This is a genomic window from Streptococcus sp. WB01_FAA12 (assembly GCF_012843315.1).
GTDB lineage: Bacteria > Bacillota > Bacilli > Lactobacillales > Streptococcaceae > Streptococcus.
Window position 1 is genome coordinate 610,608 of record NZ_JABAEX010000001.1, and the last position, 23,947, is coordinate 634,554.

Consider the following 23,947-nt stretch of genomic DNA (forward strand, 5'->3'; position numbering starts at 1 on the left):
AATAAAGCGCTTTCTTTTTTTCTTAAAATTTTTAGTGCCTCCAGCTAAACAAGTAAAAAGAAAGTAACCGACTGAATGAGACCTCCCATTCTTCAAACGTCCACTGCTCTTACTCTCTGACCAAACAGCGGAAAGTTTCCTCCTTTCGCACAATGTCTTTCCCTTATTATACAATAAACTTTGAACTTTATAGCTAAATTGATATAGAATAGATTTTACTTTTAAGAATATTTTAATATTTTAAATTTTCTAAAAGTACTTTCAGGGATTTCGATATAAAAAAGAGAGCTAGTGCCCTCTCAAAGTTATTATTTTACATAGGAAAAAGGAATCTCACTGCCGCAGAGCCAATTGTAGACTTGGTCATTGACAAAGACATTCATGGCTTCGTGAGCATACTCAGGCATGATGCGATAGGACTTGTCACAGGTCAGACGGTTGTAAATCGCGAACTGAGTAATAGGATAGCAAACATCGTCATCCAAGCCCGTAATCATCTTGACCTCTCCTTTGATACGATGGGCAAGATTCTTCACATCAATATAGGCAAGTGTCGCCATGATTTCCTCCTCTGTTTCATGGAAGGGATCGTGGAACTTGAAATAACGGAAGAGTTCGTCATAGGCTTCACTGGTATTGCCAATCTCAAGCACTCGTCTAAAGTCAGACAAGAATGGATAGATGGCAACTGTTCGCTGAATCCGAGGATTGAGCGCTGCTGCAACTAGGGCTAAAGCACCTCCTTGTGAGGCACCATAGCTAGAAAGTCTTTCCTCATCTACCTTTGGCAGACTAGCTACAATTTCGACTAACTGGTAAATATCCAGATAGACATCCTTATAAAAGAGCTGGTCTCGACCTTCAACAGCACCACGGATGATATGTCCCTTGACCGTATTTCCTAGTGGAGAATGCAAGCCATCTTGCGAATAGCCCGACTGGCCTCGAACGTCCATAGAAACAACACCGTACCCAGCCACAGTATAGGCCAGCATGTCAGTCCAATCCCAACCACGTCCCATATAGCCGTGAAAATGGAAAATTAGGGGAACTTTCTCCTCACTTTTTGGAAGGACGACCCGTGCATAGACCTTACCTGCATTCGTTCCTTCAAAAGTGAGCTCATAGCACTTGACTTGGGGAATATGGAAATCTCTTTCCTCCAGCTGGTAGGCAGGAAGAGATGAAACTTTTTTGAGTTCCTCATCCCAGAAAGCATCAAAGTCTTCTGGAACCTCATCCCGTCCTAGATAGGTCTTGATTTCTTCTAATAAAGCTGGATTTTTCATAGCATGCTCCTTTTGTTTTGTAATCGCTATCATAACTCTAGCATATCTAGGAAAGCAATGCAAGAAAGAACGGTAAACAGAAAGTGAATTTAGATTCTCTTTCCTCAAACCTATCGTCTGAAAGTAGTTTTAAAAATAAAGAGAGCGTTTCCACTCTCTGTATATCAATAGGTGCTAGCTCCTTTCTCTAGTTTGATGGTTTGGAATTTCTTTTGGTAGGTCACTTTAATAGTCATAGGAGAGTCCTCGTTTCTTTTTGATGACTCTAGTATAAGACCCAAACCTAAAAGCTAGCTTATAAATTTCTTAGAAAAGGCTTAATCCAGATGTTCTCTTTTTTCTAGGTGGAGAGCGATCATACGCCATTCTGGATCCTCTTTCCAACCTTCCATAGAACTAATATAGCTGGCAACCTTCCTCGCTTCTTCTAAAATCGGAAAATCTTCGATAATATCCGCCACTTGAAACTCTGGAAGGCCTGACTGTCTGGTTCCAAAAATCTCACCAGAGCCGCGCATTTTCAAATCTTCCTCCGCAAGGACAAAACCATTAGTCGTTTCTGTCATGATGCGCATACGGTCTTTCCCTGACTCAGTCTTGGGATTAGCCACAAGAACAGCATAGGACTGCTTGTCTCCCCGACCGACACGACCTCTGAGCTGGTGAAGCTGGCTGAGACCGAACCGATCGGCATCCATGATAATCATGACGGTCGCATTGGGAACATTGACCCCAACCTCGATAACAGTTGTAGATACTAGAATATCCGTTTTTCTCTCTTTGAAATCCTGCATGATCTGGTCTTTTTCGTCACTCTTCATCTTGCCATGTAGAAGAGCTACTTCAGCCTTGCCGGCAAAATGAGCTGTCAACTCCTCAGATAAGGCAATGGCATTTTTCAGATCCAGAGCTTCTGATTCTTCAATCAAGGGAGAGATGACGTAGGCTTGAGAACCTTTTTGAATTTCTCCTTCTAACCAAGTCAGCACCTGAGGCAGTTGCTCATGCTTAATCCAACGCGTCACAATAGGCTTCCGCCCTGCTGGCATCTGGTCGATAATGGAAACATCCATATCACCAAAGGCTGTGATAGCTAGCGTTCTTGGTATCGGCGTCGCCGTCATCATGAGAACGTCAGGATTATCCCCTTTTTCCCGTAGAACACGCCTTTGCCCTACGCCAAAACGGTGCTGCTCATCGATGATAATCAAACCAAGACGAGCATAATCCACCCCATCTTGTATCAGAGCATGGGTTCCGATGATCAAATCAGCCTCACCCTTTGCTATGGTCTCCAAGACTTCTCTTTTTTCTGCAGCTTTCAAGGATCCTGTCAAGAGAGTGAGTTTCAAGTCTGGAAAAAGGTTCTGTAGACTTTCATAGTGTTGCTCAGCAAGGATTTCGGTCGGTACCATGAGGGCCGCTTGGTAGCCAGCCGTCACTGCAGCAAACATAGCCAAGCCAGCGACCACCGTTTTTCCGCTCCCCACATCTCCTTGCAGGAGACGATTCATGTGGTGGTCGGACTTCATGTCGGCCAAAATTTCCTGCAAACTCTTTTCCTGAGCTGAGGTCAGAGCGAAAGGTAGACATTCCTTAACAGCCGTTACTTTTTCCTGAGACCAGTTCAGAACCAGACCACTTCCCTGAACTCTATTTTCAGACTTGAGCGTCTGCAACTGCATTTGGAAGTAAAAGAGTTCCTCAAACTTGATACGACGAAGGGCCTGCTTGTATTCTGCCAAATCCTTAGGGAAATGCATAGCGCGAACAGCCTGGCAACGGGACATGAGTTTGTATTTGTCCAGCAAAGACTGGGGAAGATTTTCCTCTATCAAGAGGTCCAACCCCTGATCAAAGGCTGTCTTAATGACCTTGACCAGCCCTGACTGACTGATTCCCTGAGCCAGACGATAGACTGGCTGGAGGTCATCTTCCACCTGAGCTAGAACCTTCATCCCAGTCAGACTAGCCTTGGCGCGGTCCCATTTTCCAAAGACAGCAAGGGTTGCTCCTAACTCTATCTTATCAGCTAGATAGGGTTGGTTAAAGAAATTCACCGCAAAAACGACTTCTCCCTGCTTGAGGCTAAAGCGCAGACGATTGCGCTTAAAACCATAATACTGGACACTGGCAGGAGTCACGACTTGACCAGACAGGACAGCCTTTTCGTCATCTTCCAGCTCTAGGACCTGCTTGGTCTTGAAATCTTCATAACGGAAAGGAAAGTAGAGCAAGAGGTCTTGCAAATTTTCAATTCCTAGTTTGGCGTATTTCTCTGCTGACTTTGGCCCCACACCAGGCAAGACATGCAAGGGTTGTTGTAGATTCATGCTCCCCCTCCTTTCTTAGTTTTAATAATACTCTCTCGGAATACGATCACTGAGGAGGCAAACCACCTCATAGTTAATAGTCCCACGGTAGGTCGCTACCTGAGTAGCTGTGATTTCCTTGTCACCGTTTGTGCCGATCAGGGTTACTTTTGTTCCTAGCGGGTAAACCTTAGGCAGACGAATGGTAATTTGGTCCATAGATACTCGTCCGACGATTGGGCAAGCTTGACCATCTACCAAGACAGAGAAATTCTGCATATCACGTGTCCAACCATCCGCATAGCCGATTGGCACCGTCGCTATGACTTGCTCACCATCCGCCTGATAGGTCGCTCCATAGCCCATGCAAGCTCCAGCTGGAACTGTCTTGACATGAACTAGAGCAGATTCCAAGGTCAAGGCTGGAGTCAAGGCATAAGGCAAGTCCAAAACCTCTCCACTTGGATTGAGACCATACATGGAATCTCCCATACGAACCGCATTGAAAATAGTCTCTGCATGCCAGAGGGTCGTTGCCGAGTTGCTGGCATGAACCAGCTCTGGAACTTCCTTCATACTTGCCAAAATAGCTTTAAAGCATTCTAACTGCTGATTAAAGTAGGTATCTGATTCCTCATCTGCAGTCGCAAAGTGGGTAAAAATTCCTTCAACGCGAGCACCGTGTTGCTTGAGCAAGTCTTGAGCCAGATCAGCTTCACTGGCCTCTCTAAAACCAATCCGTCCCATTCCTGAGTCAATCTTGAGGTGGACAGTCAAGCCAGTTAAATCTGCTTCCTTGTCTAACAGCGCTTGAATCCACTCCAATCCTGCCACTGTCAAGGTGATATCGTATTCTTTAGCAAGAGAAACAGCTTCGATTTCAGAAACTCCTAAAATGAGAATTCGCTTGCTGAGTCCAGCCTGACGAAGTTCGATGGCTTCATCAATATTAGAAACGCAAAAGCCGTCTACATCATCTTGAATCACCTTGGCAACAGCTACCGCCCCATGTCCATAGGCATTGGCCTTGACCACTGCCCACTTGAGCGTTCCTTCAGGAATATGAGCCCCCATTTGCTGAATATTTTGTCGAATAGCTCCCAGATGAATCAGAGCCTTGGTCGGTCTATGTGGACTAGCTTTCATGATTTTCCTCCAAAATGACACTGGCTGTCACAAACTGATCTGTATGGCTGATTGACAGCCAAATTTTTCCTAAAAATGGTGCCTGACTAAAATAAGGCGCGCCTCGTTCATTGTTCAAGACTTCCAAATCCTGAAAGGTCAGTTTGCCAATACCAGTTCCCATAGCCTTGGAAAAGGCCTCCTTAGCGGACCAGCGACCTGCCAAGTATTCGATCTGTCTGCGCCCTTTGAGACTGGTAAAACGCTCCATTTCTTTAGGGGTCAGCACCCGCTTGGCAAAGCCCTCACGTCGTGTAACTGCTTTTTCTATCGAAGCCAATTCTTCGATGTCAATTCCGTGTCCAACTATCATACTCATAAAAGGAGCTGAGATTCCCCCAACTCCATCCTTTTCACTTATTTTGTTAAGGTAGTATAAATTTCTTCTACCAAGGCTACTGTATTTTCCCAACCTAGACAAGGATCGGTTATGGAGCAACCAAAGACCTCTGGTTGATTTTGGCGACCATCTGCTAGGTAAGATTCGATCATAAAGCCTCGAACCGTCTTTTTAATCTTTTCATTCCAATCACGATTCAGCAAGGCTTGGCGAACAATGCGAATTTGTTCCATATACTGCTTGCCTGAATTGTCATGATTGGTATCAATGATAATGAAGGGATTTTCAAGTCCCATGGTCTCATAACGATTGATGGCATTTAAGAGGGTTTCATAGTAGAAATTGGGTTCATTTTTACCATATTCGTTCATGGCACCACGAAGGATAACGTGGGCCAAGGGATTTCCTGAAGTTTCCACTTCTTGACCGTGGTAGAGGAAGGTTTGCTTGTTTTGAGCCGCATAGATAGCATTAAACATAACTCCAAGGTTCCCAGATGTCGGATTTTTCATCCCAACTGGAGCATCAATCCCAGACGCTACAAAGCGGTGTTCTTGGTCTTCCACTGAACGAGCCCCTACAGCATGGTAGCTGACCAGATCATCGACCAAAACGAGGTTTGACGGATAGAGCATCTCATCAGCTGTTGTCAAGCCCGTTTCGGTAATCACACGGTAGTGGAGCTGACGAACAGCCTGCAAACCATTTATGAGACTAGGCGCTTCGCTGGTATTTGGTTGATGAATCATACCCTTATAGCCATCTCCATTGGTACGAGGTTTAGCCGTATAAACACGCATCACGATAAAGATTTTATCCGCAACTTTTTTCTGCAAGTCTGCTAAGCGATGAGCATATTCAAGCACAGCTTCTTCATTGTCTGAAGAGCACGGCCCCATCACCAAAAGGATTCGGTCATCCTCACCCGAGATGATGGCTGCCAACTCTCTGTCACGGGCTTCTTTTTTTCGCAAGGCTTCAGGTGACAACTGGGTCGCAGCCTTGATTGCTTCAATATCAATTTCTTGACCTTTTTCGATAAATGTCATCTTACTCTCCTAGCGTTTGGTAAATTTCGCGAACAAGTGCTTCTGTGTTGTCCCATCCGAGACACGGATCTGTAATGGACTTGCCAAAAACTTCTGGCTCATTTTGACGTCCATCTTCTAGATAGGACTCAATCATAAAACCACGAACATATTTCTTGATTTTCTCATTCCAGTCACGGTTGATCAAGGTCTGGCGTACGATACGGATTTGATCCATATATTGCTTGCCTGAATTGTCATGATTGGTATCGATTATGATAAAAGGATTTTCCAAGCCCATCTTTTCATACTGGGCAATGGTATCCATCAAATTGTCATAGTAGTAGTTAGGAATATTTTTCCCATATTCATTCAAGGCACCGCGAAGAATGGCGTGGGACAATGGATTCCCCGTTGTTTCCACCTCTTTACCGAGGAAAAGGAAACTCTGTTTATTTTGCGCTGCATAAATCCCGTTAAACATAACATTGAGATTTCCAGATGTTGGATTTTTAAAACCTGTCGAAAACCCTGCTCCACTCGCTACAAAACGGTGTTGCTGATCCTCTACAGAACGTGCTCCAACAGCCATATAAGAAATCAAATCATCCACTAGCGGAAGATTTTCAGGATAAAGCATCTCATCAGCTGTTGTCATGCCTGTCTCCGTAATCACACGGTAGTGTAGCTGGCGAACAGCCTTAATCCCATTGATCAAGCTAGGAGCTTCTGTCGCATTTGGTTGATGAATCAAGCCCTTATAGCCATCTCCATTGGTACGAGGTTTAGCCGTATAGACACGCATGACCATAAAAATACGGTCTTTGACCTCTTCTTGCAAAGCAGACAGACGCTTGGCATACTCGAGAACCGCCTCTTCATTATCAGATGAACACGGTCCAATCACCAAGAGAATACGCTGGTCTTCCCCACGGATGATGGCTTCCAATTCCTGATCACGTTGATTTTTTCTCGCAAGAGCCGCTCCCTCTAATTTAGACAAGGCGCGAACTTCTTCAATGTTAATTTTAGGACTTTTAGCTGTAAATACCATGATTCATCTCCTTATAAAGCAAACGGACACCAAGTAAAAATGTATTTTCACCAGGTATCCGCCTGTATCTTATCTCATATTATTGTCTCTTACCATGACAGTTCTTGAATTTCTTACCTGATCCACATGGACATTGGTCGTTTCGTCCGATTTGGCTCAAGTCCACATCTTTTGGAAGCTGAGTCTGCTGCGCTGCGATATTACGAGTCGCAGTTGTACTGATATTGTGTTCAGTTTGAGGACGTTCCTGTTCGTGGATTTGTGCTTTCATCATCAAGCGGGTCACATCGAACTCAATCGATCCGATCATGTCGTTAAACATGCGGAAACCTTCTGCTTGATATTCTACAACCGGGTTGTTTTGGGCATATCCACGAAGACCAACAGCATTTCGCAACTGATCAAGAGCATCAATATGGTCTGTCCACTTGTTGTCTACAACACGTAGAATCAAGACTTTTTGGAATTCTTTCACTGCATCTTCATCACGAAGTTTAGCAACTTGGCTATCATAAACCTTCAATGCACGTTGATACAGCTCATCTTTGATGGCTTGATCTGACAGACCTGCAAGATCTGAGCGGCTGATTGAATCTTCTGGAAGTAGGTTGTACTTAGCAAAGTTCAAGATTGCTTCCAATTTTTCATCTTCTTTTGAACGAGCATGTGCATCTACGATTCGTCCAATGGTACGGCGGATCATAGCATGAATCTCAGGTGCCAAGTCACGGTCGGCAGTAATGACATCATAACGTTGTGCATAGATAATCTCACGTTGTTCACGCATAACGTCGTCGTATTGAAGAACCTGTTTACGTGTATCATAGTTGTTTCCTTCGACACGTTTTTGAGCTGCTTCAACCTGACGCGTTAACATACGAGATTCGATGGCTTCATCAGACATATTGAGACGTTCAAAGATACCTTTCAAACGTTCTGAACCGAAACGTTTCATCAAATCATCTTCAAGAGACAAGTAGAATTGTGACTCACCTGGGTCTCCTTGACGTCCTGAACGTCCACGAAGCTGATTATCAATACGGCGACTTTCGTGGCGTTCTGTACCAATGACGCAAAGTCCACCAAGTTCACGAACCCCTTCACCAAGCTTGATGTCAGTACCACGACCGGCCATATTGGTAGCGATGGTAACTGCACCACGTTGACCAGCATTCATGATGATTTGCGCTTCTCTGTAGTGGTTTTTCGCATTCAAGACTTCGTGAGGAACACCTGCTTCGACCAATTTCTTAGAAAGAAAATCACTGGTTTCAACGGCAACCGTACCTACCAAGACTGGCTGACCTTTTTGATAACGTGCCTTCACATCTTCAACTACAGCCTTGAATTTTGCATCAAGACTTGCATAGAGAAGGTCTGAGTGGTCAATACGTTGGATTGGACGGTTGGTTGGGATTGGGATGACACGAATGTTGTAGATTTCGCGGAATTCTTCTTCTTCTGTTTTACCAGTACCCGTCATACCTGCCAATTTCTTATACATACGGAAGAGGTTTTGGTAGGTAATAGAAGCTGAAGTCTTGGTTTCATCTTGGATTGGCACACCTTCCTTGGCTTCAATCGCTTGGTGCAAGCCGTCAGAGTAACGACGACCTTCCATGGTACGACCTGTAAATTGATCGACAATCAGGATTTCCTGCTCTTCGCTAACCACATAGTCAATATCGAGAATCATAATGTAGTTGGCACGGAGGGCATTGTCGATAAAGTGAGTAAGAGCCACATTTTCAATATCGTAGAGATTTTCCAGTTTGAAGTAGGCTTCAGCCTTGTCAATCCCTGAATCAGACAAACCAATAGTCTTAGACTGGATGTCAATGATATAGTCATCTTTGTCCAAAGATTTGACAAAGTGATCCGCCATATGATACAGCTGACTAGTTTCCACAGCATTGGCCCCTGAAACGATTAAAGGAGTACGAGCCTCATCAATCAAGATCGAGTCAACCTCATCGACCAAGGCATAGTTGAGCGGACGCTGTACCATGTTCTCTGCCCGAACAACCATGTTGTCACGAAGGTAGTCGAAACCAATTTCTGAGTTAGTCGAATAGGTAATATCACAGAGATAGGCTTCTTTCTTCTCCATTGGTGACTTCGCAGCCAAGTTAATCCCTACTGATAAACCAAGCCATGAGTACAATTCACCCATCTCAGTCGCATCACGTTCGGTTAGATACTCGTTGACCGTTACTACGTGAACCCCTTCACCTGCAAGGGCATTGAGGTATACAGGCATGGTCGCAGTCAAGGTTTTCCCTTCACCAGTACGCATTTCTGGCACATCTCCATGGTGGAGGACAATCCCACCCATGACCTGCACTTTATATGGGAAAAGTCCAAGAACACGCTTGGCAGCTTCACGTACTACCGCAAAAGCCTCATAGAGCAATGAATCCAGCGATTCACCCTTGTTGTAACGTTCCTTAAATTCATCTGTTTTTGCTTTTAGCTGGTCATCCGTCAAGGCTGCCATCTGATCTTCATATTTGAGAACCTTGTCTGCCATCTTTTCCAGACGACGAAGTTCTCCTTTATCATTTTCGATAATCGTTTTTAAAATATTAGCCATTATTTTCCTTACTTTAGATTCTGAATATTTTAGAATGTTCTTTTAATTCTAGCACATTTGCTCTTAATTTTCAAGAAAGAATCCGCGTTTCAACAGGGAAAAGAGGCTAACTTCTAGGTCAGTCTCTTAGCTTTTTATGGACTACATTTCACACAAATATTTAATTGCCAAGCAGAGCTGGCAAAATTCCAAAAATCAGGAAAAGATTGATCCAGAAGGCCATACAAAAGATCACTCCAAAGAGGAAGAGACTCATCCTTTTAGTCAGCGCCGAGAAAAGGATTGCCAATACACCAAGGAAAACAAAGAGCTTTTTCATGATGAAGAAATAAACCGAAACTCCTCCTATTTGCAAATCCCATGGAAGACACAAGACCAGCAGCCACAACAAGCAAATCGTAAGAATGTAGGTTTTATAGTATTGATGAATGAACTGCTTTATTTTGAACATTGGAACCTCCTCTAAACTTTATCTATTGATGGATGTCCTCGTTTTGTTCTCTTGTTTCAGCTTGAACATTCTCTTTAGACAGGCATATATTTTCCAGTCATTCACAAGAGACAAAAAAACTAAAAGGAACCATATCCCCCAAATTGTTAAATCAGCAGGATTTTTCAAGACAATATTGAAAATTAAGAATGAAAAAATTGTAAAAGCGATACTGAACAAAGCCCACAAAGGGAGATAAATCCAGTAAAAGTAATAGAAAAACACGAAATATTTACTATTTTTGTCCGCCTTCTCAATCCAATGAAAAAAATAAAAGTAGGGTGATAAAAGCAATAATATAAAAAATTTCTCCATCACACACCTCTTTTTGATAACGTTTTCTTTGACTTCATTCTATCAAAAAGATCTGGAAATGTCTTCCCAGATCTTGCTTGTTTATTTCCGCTTTCTCGCGATCAAGTGAATCGGTGTTCCCTCAAAAACAAAGGCCTTGCGGATTTGATTTTCCAAGAAACGCAGGTAAGAGAAGTGCATGAGTTCTTCTTCATTGACAAAGATGACAAAGGTTGGTGGTTTGGTTGCCACTTGGGTTGCGTAGAAAATCTTGAGGCGTTTCCCTTTGTCTGTCGGTGTTGGATTGATGGCAATGGCATCCATAATCACATCGTTCAAGACTGCTGATGGAATCCGAGTGTTTTGACTCTCGCTAATTTGCTTGATCATCTCAGGCAGTTTATGGAGACGTTGCTTGGTCAAAGCTGATACAAAGACAATCGGTGCGTAAGGCAGATATTGGAACTGCTCACGGATATCCTCTTCCCATTTTTTCATGGTGTGGTTGTCTTTCTCAAGAGTATCCCACTTATTGACCACGATGATCATCCCTTTACCGGCTTCATGGGCAAAACCTGCGATACGTTTGTCGTACTCACGGATACCTTCTTCGGCATTGAGGACCATCAAGACCACGTCAGAACGGTCAATGGCACGCATGGCACGCATGACAGAATATTTCTCCGTATTTTCATAAACTTTACCAGACTTACGCATACCAGCTGTATCAATCATGGTAAACTCTTGACCATCCGTATCTGTAAAATGGGTATCAATGGCATCACGCGTTGTTCCAGCTACTGGACTAGCAATCACGCGGTCTTCTCCCAAAATAGCGTTGATCAAACTTGATTTTCCAACGTTAGGACGGCCAATCAAGCTAAATTTAATGACATCTGGATTTTCTTCTTCGACTTCATGTGGTAGATTATCCACGATGGCATCCAGCACATCACCCGTACCAATACCGTGAACAGACGAAATTGGCAACGGTTCACCCAAACCTAGCGCATAGAAATCAAAAATATCATTTCGCATTTCTGGGTTGTCAACCTTGTTAACGGCAAGGATAACAGGTTTATGGGTTTTATAGAGTTTACGGGCTACGTATTCATCCGCATCTGTAATCCCTTCTTTCCCAGAAACTACAAAGACGATGACATCAGCTTCTTCCATAGCGATTTCTGCCTGGTGCTTGATTTGTTCCATGAAGGGAGCATCGACATCGTCAATCCCTCCCGTATCAATCATACTAAAGGAACGATTGAGCCACTCACCCGTTGCATAGATACGGTCACGTGTCACACCCTCGACATCTTCTACGATTGAGATCCGCTCACCAGCGATCCGATTAAATAGGGTTGATTTCCCAACATTGGGACGTCCCACAATGGCAATAGTTGGTAAGGCCATGTTTTCTCACTTTCTACAATAACTTTTTCTGTTCTAGATTCTTCCGAGTTGAACTAGGTTCGGCTTGACCAAACTGCTCTGCCAAACGTTGACTCCAAGAGGTCGTCGCACGCGCACCAGCATAGTCTGCCTGTACTTTGTCATAGTCCAAAATCGCCGCTACTGGCTGTTCTTGGTATTCTTCTTCAAATACCACTTGGTTCAAAGGCAGTCTTGGTTTGACCTCATGTTGTTGATTTGGCACACCGAGGGCAATCCCAAAAACGGGGTAGGTATAGTCAGGCAAATTAAAAAGCTCTGCCACTTCTTCCGACTTGTAACGGACCAAACCGATAATCACACCACCATATCCCAGACTCTCAGCCGCAAGCAAGGTATTTTGCCCAGCAAGCGCAGCGTCCACAGACGTGATGAGGAGACCTTCCACTCCTTGAGGTTGGAAACTGTCCGTATGAAGGCTTGCTCCCTTTTCCGCTCGGTTTAAGTCACCAACAAAGAGCAAAAAGGCTGCAGACTGGCGAATGGCTTCCTGAGGAACCAATTCATATAAGGCATCTTTCTTCTCTTGGCTGCGTACAAGAATCACAGAGTAGGATTGGAAATTTTTCCAAGATGACGCCATTTGTCCAGCAGTCAAAATCTCTTCCAAGTCTGCCTGAGGAATCTCTTGCTCCTTAAAGCGACGAACTGAAGTATGAGCTTTCATCAGTTTAATGGTTTCTGTCATCGGCGATTTTCTCCTTCTAGTCTCGTTTCCTCAGCCAAATAACGAATTCGTTCCATGACCCGTCTAGCTTCCCAAGTCTCGTCATTTCCATTCTTTCCTTTGGCAAAATGTTTTTCCAAATCTTGGAAATTAAAGTTGGAAGTAAAGAAGGTCGGCAAATCTTCCTGCATGCGATACTGGAGAATAACTTGGAGAATCTCATCACGCACCCAAGGGGTAGACTGTTCTGCACCAATATCATCCAAGACCAAGACCTCTGCTAACTTGATGTCATCCACCAAGGTCTTCACAGATCCTTCACCGATGGCATTTTTCACATCAATGACAAAACTTGGATAGTGGAGAATGGTTGTAGAAGCACCACGTTTTTCAGATAGGTCATGTGCAAGGGCCGCCATCATGAAACTCTTACCAACACCAAAATCTCCATAAAGATAGAGACCTTTTCGGATACTAGGGTAAAGATCAACAAAGGCATAGAGTCTCTCAAAAATCGGCAAACGACCTAGATCATCCAGGTCAATCTGAGCCAATTTCGCTTTCTTGAGACTTGCTGGTAGATTGATCAACTTGAGACGATTCTTGATTGCCGCCTCTTTTTCAGCCGCGATTAGTTCTGGTGTTTCCTCATAAGATACATCTGCATAGCCGTGATTCATGACCAAGATAGGCTTGTAGCCACGCGCTATATAGTCAGCATCCCCACGAAGAAACTTATCCCGTTCTGTGATATATTGGTTGAACTTGGAGATGCTACGATTTAACTCCTCTTGGCTGAGGGATTCTTTCTGGATAAAAGTCGCTACATCGGGGTCCTTCATGATCTGCTGGACTAGGTCCTGATACTGAAAACGACTTGTCTGACGTTTGATAACGTCACCCACACTTTCCATCTAGTCTCCTCCTTCTTCTAATCGGGCTAACATTTCTTGTTTTTTGCGTTCTAGTTCCAGACGAGTTTCCTCACTGGTTTGATTTTTATATTCTGGATTACTCCACTTGGGAACATTTGTCTTAGTCGAGTTCGTTTTCGATTTTTGGTCTTCTTGCCCTTTTTGCTGGTGTTCTCGAATCCGAAGCACGGCTTCCTCTGCTGTCCGAATCTTGCGATAGGCATAGTCGTTTGCGACTTTCATAGCATATTTTTCATTGACATTGGCCGAATCAACCTTGTTAAAGGTTAGAAGCAAGACGATATTGATGACTTCATCCAACAAACCTAAAGACGCCATCTGGTGAAGGAGTTCTCGCTCACTCTGGGTGATGTTTCCCTTACGTGTTTGCTTGATTTCCGCTAAAAATTGTAGAGGAGTTTTATTTTTGGCTTCCCTGATAATGGTCATTTCTTTGGGGCTAAAGTCAGAAGGAACCTGCTTTTGCGCAAGCTTTTCACGCATGCGTTTGACTGAAATAACCTGAGCCACCGCTGTCGCCTTGGCTAATTGATAGGTTTCAAACCAGGTCCATTTTTTTTCATCTGCGATGGCAAATAATTCTAAAACATCCGCCTGCTCGTCTTCAAAACGCAAGCCATCTCGAGCCATCAGGTGCTGGAAATGTTCCAAATCAAAATCATTTTTTAACTTGCTTTTAGACTCGCTTGGGGTCACTTCTTCAGTCAGGGTTGGAAAGACTTGACTCAAGGAAACCGAGAGTGCTTCTCCCTCACTTGGAGCTTGCTTCATAGCAGAAACAGCTACATCCCCAATCTTTTTCTCTAATAATCTGCTGTAGACTGAATGACTTAGAAAATCCTGACTGGAGAGGGGAGACTGAAGCTGCAATTCATAAGTTTCCCCCTTCTGATAAAGGGTCAACAAATCCAAAGCAGATAAGATTTTGAGGGATTGGAGCAAGGTCGGCATGCCAAAGTTTAAGTGGTTGAGGATATGGGAAAAGAGGTGCTCCTTTTGTCCACCATCCCAGAAAGTAATAGCATATAGATAGAGGCTCAGTGCCTCCTGACCGATAATCGGGAGGTAGCACTGTACCAGAGAAGAGGTATCTTGCGACACCCGATTATTCTTTAGAAAAGAAAAACGGTCATTTGGTTTCATCTATTTTTCCTTTTTCTTTTTTGAGGACTGGGTGATCTGCTGGAGCAGACTCTCCAACTCACTCACATCCTTAAAGCTACGGTATACACTGGCAAAACGAACATAGGTAATCTCATCAAGCTCTGCCAATTCTTCCATGACTAAAGACCCAATATATTCACTTTGGATCTCATTCTCACTGCGACTACGGAGTTTTTGCTCGATGCGATTGACCACCATGCCGATTTCATCACTCGAAACAGGACGTTTCTGTGCTGAGCGAATAATCCCATTAAAGATTTTATCTCTCGAGAACTGTTCTCGCGTACCGTCTTTTTTGACGACAACCAGCGTTCTTTCTTCTACTCGTTCATAGGTTGTAAAACGATGCTGACACTCGTCGCACTCACGTCTTCGACGGATGGTATTTCCTTCTTCGGCTTGTCGACTATCAACAACACTAGACTTGGTAGCCCCACATTTTGGACAACGCATGCATTTCCCTCCTTGTCGTTTTCTTTTCATTATACCATTTTTTGAGCAATTCCCAAAACAATTCTTATTTTTACTTGACAAGTTTTTTGTTTTATTGTATTATTTGATTAGAACAACGAAGACAAAGAAAGGAGACTATGATGTCCTGGTCATTTGATAATACAAAACCGATTTATTTACAGATTATGGAAAAAATCAAATTACAGATTGTTTCCCATGAACTGGAACCTAACCAACAGCTCCCAACCGTGAGAGATTTGGCGAGTGAGGCTGGGGTTAATCCCAATACCATTCAGCGCGCCTTGTCTGACCTCGAGCGTGAAGGATTTGTATACAGCAAGCGGACAACTGGTCGTTTTGTCACCGAGGATTTGGACCTCATCCGTCAGTCCCGAAAACAACTTTCCGAGGAGCAACTGCAACAATTCGTCTCTTGCATGCTTCAATTTGGCTACAAAAAAGAAGAACTGCCAAATGTATTAAGCGACTATATTAAAGGAGTTTAAGACTATGACACTACTAGCACTTGAAAATGTAACAAAATCATATGGAGCAACCGCGGCACTTGACAATATCTCACTAGAGATCTCAGCCGGAAAGATTGTCGGGCTCCTTGGACCAAACGGATCCGGAAAAACAACCTTGATCAAACTGATCAATGGTCTCCTTCAACCAAATAAAGGACGTGTCCTCATTAACGGACAGGATCCAAGTCCTGCTACCAAGGCGATCGTCTCCTACCTACCAGATACAACCTACCTCAATGAAGAGATGAAGGTTAAGGATGCTATAACCTATTTTAAAACCTTCTACCAGGATTTCAATCTCGAAAAAGCCCAACACCTTTTAGCCGATCTCGGTATTGATGAAAACAGTCGCCTCAAGAAACTATCAAAAGGGAACAAGGAAAAGGTCCAACTCATCCTAGTTATGAGCCGTGAAGCCCGCCTCTACGTTCTGGACGAACCAATCGGAGGTGTGGATCCGGCGGCCCGTGATTATATCCTCAATACCATCATCAATAACTACTCACCAACCTCTACGGTACTGATTTCAACCCACTTGATTTCAGATATTGAGCCAATCTTGGATGAGATCATCTTCCTCAAAGACGGAAAAGTCGTCCGCCAAGGAAATGTTGATGATATTCGTTACGAGTCAGGTGAATCAATTGACCAACTCTTCCGCCAGGAATTTAAAGCCTAAGCAAAGGAGATTATTATGTTTTGGAATCTAGTTCGTTATGAATTTAAAAATGTCAATAAATGGTATCTGGCACTCTACGGTGCTGTGCTTGCAATTTCAGTTTTGATTGGAGCTTTTATTAGCAGTCTTAGCCAGAGTTACAATCCTAACAATGCTGCTTATTTCATCTTCTTTTTAGTACTAGTCTTTGGAGGACTTAGCGTCACTCTTTGGATTGCAACAATCTTTTTAATCATCCGAAGATTCAAGGGGAGTGTTTATGACCGCCAAGGTTACTTGACCTTGACCTTGCCTGTCTCTGAGCACCAAATCATCATCGCAAAACTTTTAGGTGGTCTTGTCTGGTCCATCTTAAGCTATATCGTCTTTATCTTAAGTATATTGATTATCATCTTCTTAACACCAATTGAAAAAGACTTCACTGCCCTCTATAACTTCATTTCCCCTTATCTCAGCTACGGCTGGCTGTATGCCCTATCACTATTTGTCGGGTCAATCACATGGATTTTATCCATTTACCTCTCCATCTCTATCGGACAACTCTTTAACGAATATCGAACAGCTATGGGAATTTTAGCCTATATCGTCATTGCCATCGTTATTGGTTATATCACCTTCTTCTTACGAATCGAAAACGACTTTCATACGATGATTGGAGTAGAAATCCTTCGTGATCTCGTTCTAGCGACGATCTATTACCTCGGAACCTACTACATCTTGAAAAACAAGGTTAACTTGCAATAAGTTAAAGGTCTAGCGACTCTGAATCGCTAGATCTTTTCTTTTAGATATTTTGTATGAAAATGTGGATAAAAAGGAGTATAATAACTTTAAGACTGATTACTGTATATTGATTAGGAGGTCTACTCTTTATGCTAAGAACCTATGTCACAAAGAAACACTTAACACTTTACTTCTTTTCGATTGCAATCACATGGCTGGAAGCGATTATTACGCCAGCGCTCATTCAGAGTATCGTTGCTAGTTTTACCAATCAAGAACTGGAACTTCTTTGGAAAGTTTTGATTTTGGGGATTCTTGGAAACCTCATCCTCTTACTGGGGCTAGCTGGAAAACGCTATTACTACGCTCGTTTGATTACTGATTTCAAATATGGAATTAAAAGCGCTATTTTCAAGCGATTCCTCAGCAGTTATGATATTGCTGAAAAGGATATTTTGTCTGATTTAGAAAACGACGTCAGCCAGTTAGAAAAAAGCTATATTGAGCCGACCGTTATCATTATTTCTTCTCTTGGTTTCACAACCGTCTCCATCCTCTATGCCCTGTGGACTAATTTTTACCTAGGCTTGATTTTTATTCTCTTCTACTCCTTTCCCGTCCTTTGCAGTGCTATCGGTTCAAAACGCTTAGACTCACTTTCTGAAGAGCGGTCAAAAATCAATCAAAGCTACCTAACTAGCCTCACAAACTTTATCAAGGGAAACCAGCAGATTCGTCATTATCAGGGACAGGACTTCTTTTTTGCTCGCTACCAAAATCAGTTACAGGCTAGTCTGGATGCGGAAATAAGATATGAGAAACAACGTACCCTAAACAGTCTCTTTATCAATAGCATCGATGCCTTTTGCTCCGTTGCCCCTATCGTCATCGGCGGTTTTATGACCTATTATGGTTATTTAAACGCAGCTAGTTTTGTAGCCATTTATCTCGTTTCCCACAATATTGGCTATCAATTCCAAGAATTAGCCTACTTTACTAACACCCGAAAAGCAACTCAATACCTCTGTGAAAAGTACCAAGTACTTTTGACCAATTCTCGCCCCATTTCTGCTAGAACCTTCCAAAACATTTATCCCATCCAACTAGAGAATATCTCTCTAGAAAAAGAGGGACAGGTTCTTTTATCCCCTCTTTCCATGCACATCAAGCAAGGAGAAAAAATAGCCATTATCGGAGAAAGTGGCTCTGGAAAAACGACCTTACTCAATATCATTCATGGAGAGGTGGCTCCGACCAGTGGACGGATTGCATTTGCTGGCAAAAGCCTTTCACGTCAAGAAATCACGAGCGTTAGCTCCTATATCCTCCAAGATAGCCATTACTTTGATACACTGTCTCTGGAAGACAATATCCTTCTAGGAATGACTAAAAAACGAGAAAGGCTGAATCATATCCTCAAGACAACTGGTTTAGAACATTTGAAAAATCGAACTCTCAGCAATGAAAGTCTATCCGGTGGCGAAAAACAACATTTAGAAATTGCTCGCGCGCTCTATCACGACAGTCAACTCATCTTGGCTGATGAGATTAAGGCCAACCTTGACTTAGAGAATAGCAGAAAGATTAGCGACCTCCTCTTCTCCCTACCTCAGACGGTGATTGAAGTCATTCACCACTACACAGAAGAAGACTTAAAACGCTACGACCAAGTCATTCATTTAAGCAAAGAAAAATAAATCTCTACAAAGTAAAATTGGAAAAAGCAAGGAAGTCTGCTTCCTTGCTTTTTATACTCAATGAAAATCAAAGAGCAAACTAGGAAACTAGCCGCAGGCTGTACTTGAGTACGGCAAGGCGACGTTGACGCGGTTTGAATTTGATTTTCGAAGAGTATTAACTCAATATTAAACTGGCTACAATAGGACTAACAAAGACATAAAGAATACCGGTGACACCGATAGCCAAGCCACCCATGGCTCCTGCTACAGAGCCGTATCGAAAGGCCGTCCCCGTTCCGACAGCGTGTCCCGTTCCTCCAAGGGAAAGGCCTACAGCCACTGGATCATCAATCTTCAACCACTTCAAAAGAGTTGGTCCAATCACACTGGTCAAAATCCCAGTTGCTACTACGACGACCAAGGTTACAGTTGTTAATCCTTGCAATTTTTCTGTGATCCCCACTGCCATGGCGGTTGTCACTGACTTGGGAAAGAGAGAAATAGCTAGGAAAAAATCCATACCAAATATTATCGCTACTATGGCAGTAAAGCAAGTATTGACAACTACTGCTAACAGACTACCAAAGAGAATACTCCGAGCATGGTGCTTCATCAAGTGAAAACTCTTATAAAGCGGAATCCCTAGAGCCACGGTCGATGGAACAATCAAGTTGTTCAGATAAACCCCACCTTGGTAATAATCTTGATAAGAAATACCCGTCACCTTGAGAAAAATAATGATAAAAACAGCTGACAAAAGCAAGGGCGTTGTCAAAGGATGGGGAAAACGTCTGTAAATCAACATCCCTACTAGATAAGCTAGGATAGATAATGCAATCCCAAATAGAGGATTGGATACAAATTCGCTCATTTGGCATCTCCTTTCTCATAATCTCCCTCAAATCGTCTCTTGATAAACTGAACCACTAGTGCGATGAGGATAATGTTGATGACAGCCGCAAAAAAGACAATCAAGACGATAGGCAAAAGATAAGGAGCAATCACATCAAACTTTTCCATGATACCCACTGCTGGCGGCAAAAAGAGAATGGTCATATTGGCCAACAAGAAATTCCCGACCATGTTGACATGTCTGGTCCTTAGCCACCTGAACTGTAAGGCTAGAAAGAGAATAATCAAACCGATAATACTGCCTGGGATGGGCAGATGAAAGAAACTGGAAATCCCCTCTCCGATTAGAGAAATCACAAAGAGAATCATTAATTGAACATATAATTTCATCCTAAACTCCACGAAATAGACTTCTTGCATACCAGTTTACTCTTTTTTCAGAAAATTTCAAGGAAATATCGCAATTCTTATCTCTTGCAAGGATTAGTTAAAAGTAGTATAATCATTGCATGCGCAATCATCTTGTGTTGTAGAGACAGTCAGTAATGACTTTGTGATTTTACTTTGAAAAGAAAGGAGAAAGCAATGACCTATTTGGAAAAGTGGTTTGACTACAACCGCCGTCAAAAGGAAATGGAAGCCTTGTTGGAAGAAACTATTGCCCAGCAGAGTGAACAAAGGTTGACCTTGAAAGAGTTTTACCTACTCTACTATCTGGATCTAGCTGATGAAAAATCCTTACGACAGATTGATTTACCCGATAAACTCCATCTCAGCCCGAGCGCTGTTTCTCGAATGGTGGCTCGCCTAGAAGAGAAAAACTGTGGTCTGCTTAGTCGCCGGTGTTGCGATCAGGATAGACGGGCTAGCTTTATCTGCCTGACTGACGAGGGACAGACAACTCTAGCTTACCTGCAAAAGGCTGTCGAAGAAAGACTGGAAACGAGTCTTGATTTCATTTCATAAGCAGATTTTTTAAAAAAGTTGCGTGCGCAATCATTTTTCTTGACATTCCTCTTTTCAAGGAGTAAAATAAAGTCAAGATCGAACAACAAAGGAGTTTTATATGATCGAAATTACCTATCTAGACGCCAGCAAGCAAGAGAGAACCATGACTTTCGAGTCTTACCAAGACTTTGAACGTTCTCAACACGCCTGCCTTATCGGTGTCGCAGATTATTACCCAGTTCAAAAATTGACCTATAATGGTCATGATTTGGACTACCATGGGACTTATGGAGATGTCTTCTTCTATCTCATGAAACAAGATTTAAGCCAATATAACTAAAAAAGGAGAAATACAATGGCAAAAGCAATTACAGATGCAACATTTGAACAAGAAACAAAAGACGGTTTGGTCTTGGTAGACTTCTGGGCAACTTGGTGTGGTCCATGTCGTATGCAAGGTCCAATCTTGGACAAATTGTCTGAAGAACTTTCAGAAGATGTCTTGAAAATCGTTAAAATGGACGTAGATGAAAATCCAAACACAGCTCGTGCCTTTGGAATCATGTCTATCCCAACCCTTCTCTTCAAAAAAGACGGCCAAGTGGTGAAACAAGTTGCTGGAGTACACACAGCAGAACAAATCAAGGCCATCGTTGCTGAATTGAGCTAATCACACGAGAGACCAAGTGCTTTATTTGGTCTCTTTTTTCTTGCCCTTTGCCATTTTTCAAAAAATATGCTAAACTGTAGGTAGAATATTACGATGTTTGGGACATGCCATCGCTAAAAAAAACCTCTACTTGGTATTTTTTAGCTCCCCTCAAGGGAGCTTTTTGCGTGCTCGGAACATTTCTCATTTTAGAAGGAGTACTATGAAACGTCATTCAGCCTTGGTCGTCTTTAGCGGCGGTCAAGATTCCACAACCTGCCTCTTTTGGGCTAAAGAACACTATGAAACAATCGAAGCCGTCACCTTTGCCTACGGCCAACGCCATCATCTTGAAATTCAAGTTGCTGAAGAAATCGCTAAGGAACAAGGTATTCGTCATCACATCCTAGATATGTCTCTGCTGGGACAAATCACTGAAAATGCCCTGACCTCTGATATGGAAATCGAGCAAAAAGAGGGAGAGCTTCCCAATACCTTTGTTGACGGCCGCAACCACCTCTTTCTATCCTTTGCAGCAGTTCTTGCCAAGCAACGTGGGATTAAAGATATCGTGACAGGTGTCTGCGAGACAGACTTCTCAGGCTACCCTGACTGTCGAGATGTCTTTGTCAAATCTCTCAATGTCACTCTCAACCTTGCCATGGATTACGACTTTGTTATCCAAACGCCTCTCATGTGGCTAGACAAGGCTGAAACTTGGGAATTAGCAGACCAACTCGGTGCCTTTGACTACGTTCGTGAGAAGACCTTGACCTGCTACAATGGGATTATCGGAAGTGGCTGTGGGGATTGTCCAGCCTGTCACTTACGTCAGCATGGTTTAGATGTTTATCTTTCACAGAAAGGAGAGGGCTAATGTTTTTTGCTCCCAAAGAAATCAGACAGGAAACTGGGGAGTCTCTTGTCTACAATCCTCACAGAACCTTAGTTTCAAAAGAGTTTACCTTCGATGCTGCCCACCACCTCTTTCACTATGATGGAAAATGCAAGTCCCTGCACGGCCACACTTATCATCTGCAGATTGCTGTCAGTGGATTTTTAGATGAACGGGGCATGACCTACGACTTTGGAGATATCAAAGCTATCTACAAGGACTATTTAGAACCCCATTTGGATCATCGCTATCTCAATGAAACCCTGCCTTATATGAACACGACTGCTGAAAATATGGTTTACTGGATTTTCCAAACCATGAGTCAAGAGTTACCAGATGAGCGCAGTCTCCGTTTGGAATACGTTCGCCTCTATGAAACTCCGACTGCCTTTGCAGAGTTTAGACGGGAGTGGTTAGATGACTAGGGAACGTGTCCTCAAACTACCTGTTCTGGAAATTTTTGGCCCTACCTTTCAAGGCGAAGGCCGTGCTATCGGGCAGAAAACCATGTTTGTCCGAACTGCTGGTTGCGACTACCATTGCGACTGGTGCGACTCTGCCTTTACTTGGGATGGTTCTGAGAAGCCTACTCGCATGACAGCTGACGAGGTTATTGCTGCCTTGGATAAATTAGGAACCTACGACTATGTAACCCTATCTGGCGGAAATCCCGCAATCTTAGCAGCTAACATGGCTCAACTCGTCACCAAGCTCAAAGAACGTGGTGTCACTCTGGCAGTTGAGACTCAAGGTTCTCGCTGGCAAAATTGGTTAAAAGATATCGACCAAGTCACTCTGAGTCCTAAACCTCCTTCATCAAAGATGGAAGTCAACTTTGAGACCTTGGACTTTATCGTTTCCCAACTAGATCCAGACAAGGTCACCTTTAAAATCCCTGTATTTGACGATAACGATTTGGCCTTTGCCAAAGGGATTCAAGAGCGCTACCAACCAGATGTCCTCTTTTTATCGGCTGGAAATCCTGAGCCCAAGGCTACAGGCAATATTGTCCAAGACCAACTGGACCGCCTCAAAGAACTCTGGGAACGCATCGCCACTGATGATAGCTGGGGCAATGTCCGCGTCCTCCCTCAACTGCACACCCTCCTCTACGATAACCAACGTGGTGTTTAAATTAGAAAGAAAAAATCATGTCACAACAAGAAGAAATGAAAAACCTAAGCCTACTAGGCAACAAAGAAACCAACTACATTTTTGACTATCAACCAGAAGTCCTCGAATCTTTTGACAATCGTCATGTGGAAAATGACTATTTCATCAAATTCAACTGTCCTGAATTTACCTCGCTGTGCCCTATCACTGCTCAACCAGACTTTGCGACCATTTATATTTCCTACATTCCTGACAAGCTCTGTGTCGAGTCAAAATCCCTCAAACTCTACCTCTTTAGCTATCGAAACCATGGGGATTTTCACGAAAACTGTATCAACACTATCGGGAAAGATTTGGTCAATCTACTAGACCCTCGCTATTTGGAGGTATGGGGAAAATTCACTCCACGCGGTGGCATCTCAATCGACCCTTACTACAACTACGGTAGACCTGGAACTAAGTATGAAGGCTTAGCAGAACAACGCCTCTTCCAACACGACCTTTATCCAGAGAAAATTGACAACCGCTAATACTCTTTCGAAAATCTCTTCAAACCGCGTCAACGTCTCCTTGCCGTATGCATGGTTACTGACTTCGTCAGTTTCATCTACAACCTCAAAACCATG

General features: G+C 43.1%; 27 protein-coding genes. 11 read left to right on the forward strand and 16 right to left on the reverse strand.

Going from position 1 to position 23,947, the window contains the following annotated elements; genetic code table 11:
* Nucleotides 1-308 precede the first annotated feature (308 nt).
* The 14 genes from HF881_RS03040 to nrdR form a co-directional block, all read right to left on the reverse strand.
* The gene (locus HF881_RS03040; protein ID WP_169446611.1) at nucleotides 309-1,289 is read right to left on the reverse strand and encodes an acetylxylan esterase; all 981 of its coding nucleotides are present in this window, start codon (nucleotides 1,287-1,289) and stop codon (nucleotides 309-311) included.
* Nucleotides 1,290-1,606: 317 nt separating this feature from the next.
* The gene (gene recG / locus HF881_RS03045; protein ID WP_169446404.1) at nucleotides 1,607-3,622 is read right to left on the reverse strand and encodes an ATP-dependent DNA helicase RecG; all 2,016 of its coding nucleotides are present in this window, start codon (nucleotides 3,620-3,622) and stop codon (nucleotides 1,607-1,609) included.
* 21 nt (nucleotides 3,623-3,643) lie between these two features.
* Nucleotides 3,644-4,747: an alanine racemase gene (alr, locus tag HF881_RS03050; RefSeq protein ID WP_169446406.1), complete on the reverse strand. Its 1,104-nt coding sequence runs from the start codon at nucleotides 4,745-4,747 to the stop codon at nucleotides 3,644-3,646.
* Nucleotides 4,737-5,099 carry a holo-ACP synthase gene (gene acpS, locus HF881_RS03055; protein ID WP_169446612.1) on the reverse strand — a complete coding sequence of 121 codons (363 nt, stop codon included), beginning with the start codon at nucleotides 5,097-5,099 and terminating at the stop codon, nucleotides 4,737-4,739. The genes alr and acpS overlap by 11 nt, the downstream gene beginning before the upstream one ends.
* A gap of 44 nt (nucleotides 5,100-5,143) precedes the next feature.
* On the reverse strand, nucleotides 5,144-6,175 hold the full coding sequence (locus HF881_RS03060) for a 3-deoxy-7-phosphoheptulonate synthase (protein WP_169446408.1): 1,032 nt from the start codon (nucleotides 6,173-6,175) through the stop codon (nucleotides 5,144-5,146).
* Between the two features lies 1 nt (nucleotide 6,176).
* Nucleotides 6,177-7,208: a 3-deoxy-7-phosphoheptulonate synthase gene (locus HF881_RS03065; RefSeq protein WP_169446410.1), complete on the reverse strand. Its 1,032-nt coding sequence runs from the start codon at nucleotides 7,206-7,208 to the stop codon at nucleotides 6,177-6,179.
* A gap of 79 nt (nucleotides 7,209-7,287) precedes the next feature.
* Complete coding sequence (gene secA / locus HF881_RS03070) at nucleotides 7,288-9,801, reverse strand: preprotein translocase subunit SecA (protein WP_169446412.1); 2,514 nt, start codon at nucleotides 9,799-9,801, stop codon at nucleotides 7,288-7,290.
* Between the two features lie 160 nt (nucleotides 9,802-9,961).
* Nucleotides 9,962-10,252, reverse strand: coding sequence for a hypothetical protein (locus tag HF881_RS10635; protein WP_125399246.1), 291 nt, complete (start codon nucleotides 10,250-10,252; stop codon nucleotides 9,962-9,964).
* Between the two features lie 18 nt (nucleotides 10,253-10,270).
* A complete protein-coding gene (locus HF881_RS10470; RefSeq protein ID WP_240956778.1) occupies nucleotides 10,271-10,606 on the reverse strand; it encodes a hypothetical protein in 336 nt (111 codons plus the stop codon).
* Between the two features lie 81 nt (nucleotides 10,607-10,687).
* Nucleotides 10,688-11,998: a ribosome biogenesis GTPase Der gene (gene der / locus HF881_RS03080; protein ID WP_001207682.1), complete on the reverse strand. Its 1,311-nt coding sequence runs from the start codon at nucleotides 11,996-11,998 to the stop codon at nucleotides 10,688-10,690.
* A 13-nt stretch (nucleotides 11,999-12,011) separates the two neighbouring features.
* Nucleotides 12,012-12,725: an NADPH-dependent oxidoreductase gene (locus tag HF881_RS03085; RefSeq protein WP_169446414.1), complete on the reverse strand. Its 714-nt coding sequence runs from the start codon at nucleotides 12,723-12,725 to the stop codon at nucleotides 12,012-12,014.
* The gene (dnaI, locus tag HF881_RS03090; protein ID WP_169446416.1) at nucleotides 12,722-13,618 is read right to left on the reverse strand and encodes a primosomal protein DnaI; all 897 of its coding nucleotides are present in this window, start codon (nucleotides 13,616-13,618) and stop codon (nucleotides 12,722-12,724) included. Before dnaI ends, HF881_RS03085 begins: the two co-directional genes overlap by 4 nt.
* The gene (locus HF881_RS03095; protein ID WP_169446417.1) at nucleotides 13,619-14,782 is read right to left on the reverse strand and encodes a DnaD domain protein; all 1,164 of its coding nucleotides are present in this window, start codon (nucleotides 14,780-14,782) and stop codon (nucleotides 13,619-13,621) included.
* The gene (gene nrdR / locus HF881_RS03100; protein ID WP_001203676.1) at nucleotides 14,783-15,256 is read right to left on the reverse strand and encodes a transcriptional regulator NrdR; all 474 of its coding nucleotides are present in this window, start codon (nucleotides 15,254-15,256) and stop codon (nucleotides 14,783-14,785) included.
* Between the two features lie 140 nt (nucleotides 15,257-15,396).
* Here nrdR and HF881_RS03105 point away from each other — a divergent pair, with 140 nt between their 5' ends.
* From HF881_RS03105 to HF881_RS03120, 4 genes are all read left to right on the forward strand, one after another.
* Nucleotides 15,397-15,762, forward strand: a complete 366-nt coding sequence (locus HF881_RS03105) for a GntR family transcriptional regulator (RefSeq protein WP_169446418.1) — start codon at nucleotides 15,397-15,399, stop codon at nucleotides 15,760-15,762.
* A gap of 4 nt (nucleotides 15,763-15,766) precedes the next feature.
* Nucleotides 15,767-16,462: an ABC transporter ATP-binding protein gene (locus HF881_RS03110; RefSeq protein ID WP_169446420.1), complete on the forward strand. Its 696-nt coding sequence runs from the start codon at nucleotides 15,767-15,769 to the stop codon at nucleotides 16,460-16,462.
* A gap of 15 nt (nucleotides 16,463-16,477) precedes the next feature.
* Complete coding sequence (locus tag HF881_RS03115) at nucleotides 16,478-17,206, forward strand: hypothetical protein (RefSeq protein ID WP_169446421.1); 729 nt, start codon at nucleotides 16,478-16,480, stop codon at nucleotides 17,204-17,206.
* A gap of 128 nt (nucleotides 17,207-17,334) precedes the next feature.
* Complete coding sequence (locus HF881_RS03120; RefSeq protein ID WP_169446422.1) at nucleotides 17,335-18,882, forward strand: ABC transporter ATP-binding protein; 1,548 nt, start codon at nucleotides 17,335-17,337, stop codon at nucleotides 18,880-18,882.
* A 157-nt stretch (nucleotides 18,883-19,039) separates the two neighbouring features.
* Here the strand turns inward: HF881_RS03120 and HF881_RS03125 are convergent, their stop codons facing one another.
* Together HF881_RS03125 and HF881_RS03130 are read right to left on the reverse strand one after the other, a co-directional pair.
* Nucleotides 19,040-19,735, reverse strand: a complete 696-nt coding sequence (locus tag HF881_RS03125) for an LrgB family protein (RefSeq protein WP_169446424.1) — start codon at nucleotides 19,733-19,735, stop codon at nucleotides 19,040-19,042.
* On the reverse strand, nucleotides 19,732-20,106 hold the full coding sequence (locus tag HF881_RS03130) for a CidA/LrgA family protein (RefSeq protein WP_169446425.1): 375 nt from the start codon (nucleotides 20,104-20,106) through the stop codon (nucleotides 19,732-19,734). Before HF881_RS03130 ends, HF881_RS03125 begins: the two co-directional genes overlap by 4 nt.
* Nucleotides 20,107-20,301: 195 nt before the next feature.
* Here HF881_RS03130 and HF881_RS03135 point away from each other — a divergent pair, with 195 nt between their 5' ends.
* From HF881_RS03135 to queF, 7 genes are all read left to right on the forward strand, one after another.
* Nucleotides 20,302-20,682 (forward strand): MarR family transcriptional regulator, encoded by a 381-nt coding sequence (locus HF881_RS03135; RefSeq protein ID WP_042768552.1) that lies wholly within the window; start codon nucleotides 20,302-20,304, stop codon nucleotides 20,680-20,682.
* Between the two features lie 100 nt (nucleotides 20,683-20,782).
* The gene (locus tag HF881_RS03140) at nucleotides 20,783-21,004 is read left to right on the forward strand and encodes a DUF4649 family protein (protein ID WP_000570262.1); all 222 of its coding nucleotides are present in this window, start codon (nucleotides 20,783-20,785) and stop codon (nucleotides 21,002-21,004) included.
* A gap of 15 nt (nucleotides 21,005-21,019) precedes the next feature.
* A complete protein-coding gene (gene trxA / locus HF881_RS03145) occupies nucleotides 21,020-21,334 on the forward strand; it encodes a thioredoxin (protein WP_001029581.1) in 315 nt (104 codons plus the stop codon).
* A 202-nt stretch (nucleotides 21,335-21,536) separates the two neighbouring features.
* The gene (gene queC / locus HF881_RS03150) at nucleotides 21,537-22,190 is read left to right on the forward strand and encodes a 7-cyano-7-deazaguanine synthase QueC (RefSeq protein WP_169446427.1); all 654 of its coding nucleotides are present in this window, start codon (nucleotides 21,537-21,539) and stop codon (nucleotides 22,188-22,190) included.
* Complete coding sequence (gene queD, locus HF881_RS03155; protein WP_169446429.1) at nucleotides 22,190-22,633, forward strand: 6-carboxytetrahydropterin synthase QueD; 444 nt, start codon at nucleotides 22,190-22,192, stop codon at nucleotides 22,631-22,633. Before queC ends, queD begins: the two co-directional genes overlap by 1 nt.
* Nucleotides 22,626-23,342 (forward strand): 7-carboxy-7-deazaguanine synthase QueE, encoded by a 717-nt coding sequence (queE, locus tag HF881_RS03160; protein ID WP_084944125.1) that lies wholly within the window; start codon nucleotides 22,626-22,628, stop codon nucleotides 23,340-23,342. Before queD ends, queE begins: the two co-directional genes overlap by 8 nt.
* A 17-nt stretch (nucleotides 23,343-23,359) precedes the next feature.
* Nucleotides 23,360-23,851, forward strand: a complete 492-nt coding sequence (gene queF / locus HF881_RS03165) for a preQ(1) synthase (RefSeq protein ID WP_000082582.1) — start codon at nucleotides 23,360-23,362, stop codon at nucleotides 23,849-23,851.
* The last annotated feature ends 96 nt before the right edge of the window (nucleotides 23,852-23,947 follow it).

Excerpts from the sequence above, each read along its gene's own strand:
- der (WP_001207682.1), bottom strand. The coding sequence starts at position 11,998 with ATGGCCTTACCAACTATTGCCATTGTGGGACGTCCCAATGTTGGGAAA.
- HF881_RS03130 (WP_169446425.1), bottom strand. The coding sequence starts at position 20,106 with ATGAAATTATATGTTCAATTAATGATTCTCTTTGTGATTTCTCTAATC.
- HF881_RS03120 (WP_169446422.1), top strand. The coding sequence starts at position 17,335 with ATGCTAAGAACCTATGTCACAAAGAAACACTTAACACTTTACTTCTTT.
- alr (WP_169446406.1), bottom strand. The coding sequence starts at position 4,747 with ATGAAAGCTAGTCCACATAGACCGACCAAGGCTCTGATTCATCTGGGA.
- HF881_RS03060 (WP_169446408.1), bottom strand. The coding sequence starts at position 6,175 with ATGACATTTATCGAAAAAGGTCAAGAAATTGATATTGAAGCAATCAAG.
- HF881_RS03115 (WP_169446421.1), top strand. The coding sequence starts at position 16,478 with ATGTTTTGGAATCTAGTTCGTTATGAATTTAAAAATGTCAATAAATGG.
- recG (WP_169446404.1), bottom strand. The coding sequence starts at position 3,622 with ATGAATCTACAACAACCCTTGCATGTCTTGCCTGGTGTGGGGCCAAAG.
- dnaI (WP_169446416.1), bottom strand. The coding sequence starts at position 13,618 with ATGGAAAGTGTGGGTGACGTTATCAAACGTCAGACAAGTCGTTTTCAG.
- HF881_RS03095 (WP_169446417.1), bottom strand. The coding sequence starts at position 14,782 with ATGAAACCAAATGACCGTTTTTCTTTTCTAAAGAATAATCGGGTGTCG.
- trxA (WP_001029581.1), top strand. The coding sequence starts at position 21,020 with ATGGCAAAAGCAATTACAGATGCAACATTTGAACAAGAAACAAAAGAC.
- queF (WP_000082582.1), top strand. The coding sequence starts at position 23,360 with ATGTCACAACAAGAAGAAATGAAAAACCTAAGCCTACTAGGCAACAAA.
- HF881_RS10470 (WP_240956778.1), bottom strand. The coding sequence starts at position 10,606 with ATGGAGAAATTTTTTATATTATTGCTTTTATCACCCTACTTTTATTTT.
- HF881_RS03140 (WP_000570262.1), top strand. The coding sequence starts at position 20,783 with ATGATCGAAATTACCTATCTAGACGCCAGCAAGCAAGAGAGAACCATG.
- secA (WP_169446412.1), bottom strand. The coding sequence starts at position 9,801 with ATGGCTAATATTTTAAAAACGATTATCGAAAATGATAAAGGAGAACTT.
- HF881_RS03065 (WP_169446410.1), bottom strand. The coding sequence starts at position 7,208 with ATGGTATTTACAGCTAAAAGTCCTAAAATTAACATTGAAGAAGTTCGC.
- queE (WP_084944125.1), top strand. The coding sequence starts at position 22,626 with ATGACTAGGGAACGTGTCCTCAAACTACCTGTTCTGGAAATTTTTGGC.
- HF881_RS03135 (WP_042768552.1), top strand. The coding sequence starts at position 20,302 with ATGACCTATTTGGAAAAGTGGTTTGACTACAACCGCCGTCAAAAGGAA.
- acpS (WP_169446612.1), bottom strand. The coding sequence starts at position 5,099 with ATGATAGTTGGACACGGAATTGACATCGAAGAATTGGCTTCGATAGAA.
- queD (WP_169446429.1), top strand. The coding sequence starts at position 22,190 with ATGTTTTTTGCTCCCAAAGAAATCAGACAGGAAACTGGGGAGTCTCTT.
- HF881_RS03110 (WP_169446420.1), top strand. The coding sequence starts at position 15,767 with ATGACACTACTAGCACTTGAAAATGTAACAAAATCATATGGAGCAACC.
- queC (WP_169446427.1), top strand. The coding sequence starts at position 21,537 with ATGAAACGTCATTCAGCCTTGGTCGTCTTTAGCGGCGGTCAAGATTCC.
- nrdR (WP_001203676.1), bottom strand. The coding sequence starts at position 15,256 with ATGCGTTGTCCAAAATGTGGGGCTACCAAGTCTAGTGTTGTTGATAGT.
- HF881_RS03125 (WP_169446424.1), bottom strand. The coding sequence starts at position 19,735 with ATGAGCGAATTTGTATCCAATCCTCTATTTGGGATTGCATTATCTATC.
- HF881_RS03040 (WP_169446611.1), bottom strand. The coding sequence starts at position 1,289 with ATGAAAAATCCAGCTTTATTAGAAGAAATCAAGACCTATCTAGGACGG.
- HF881_RS10635 (WP_125399246.1), bottom strand. The coding sequence starts at position 10,252 with ATGTTCAAAATAAAGCAGTTCATTCATCAATACTATAAAACCTACATT.
- HF881_RS03085 (WP_169446414.1), bottom strand. The coding sequence starts at position 12,725 with ATGACAGAAACCATTAAACTGATGAAAGCTCATACTTCAGTTCGTCGC.
- HF881_RS03105 (WP_169446418.1), top strand. The coding sequence starts at position 15,397 with ATGTCCTGGTCATTTGATAATACAAAACCGATTTATTTACAGATTATG.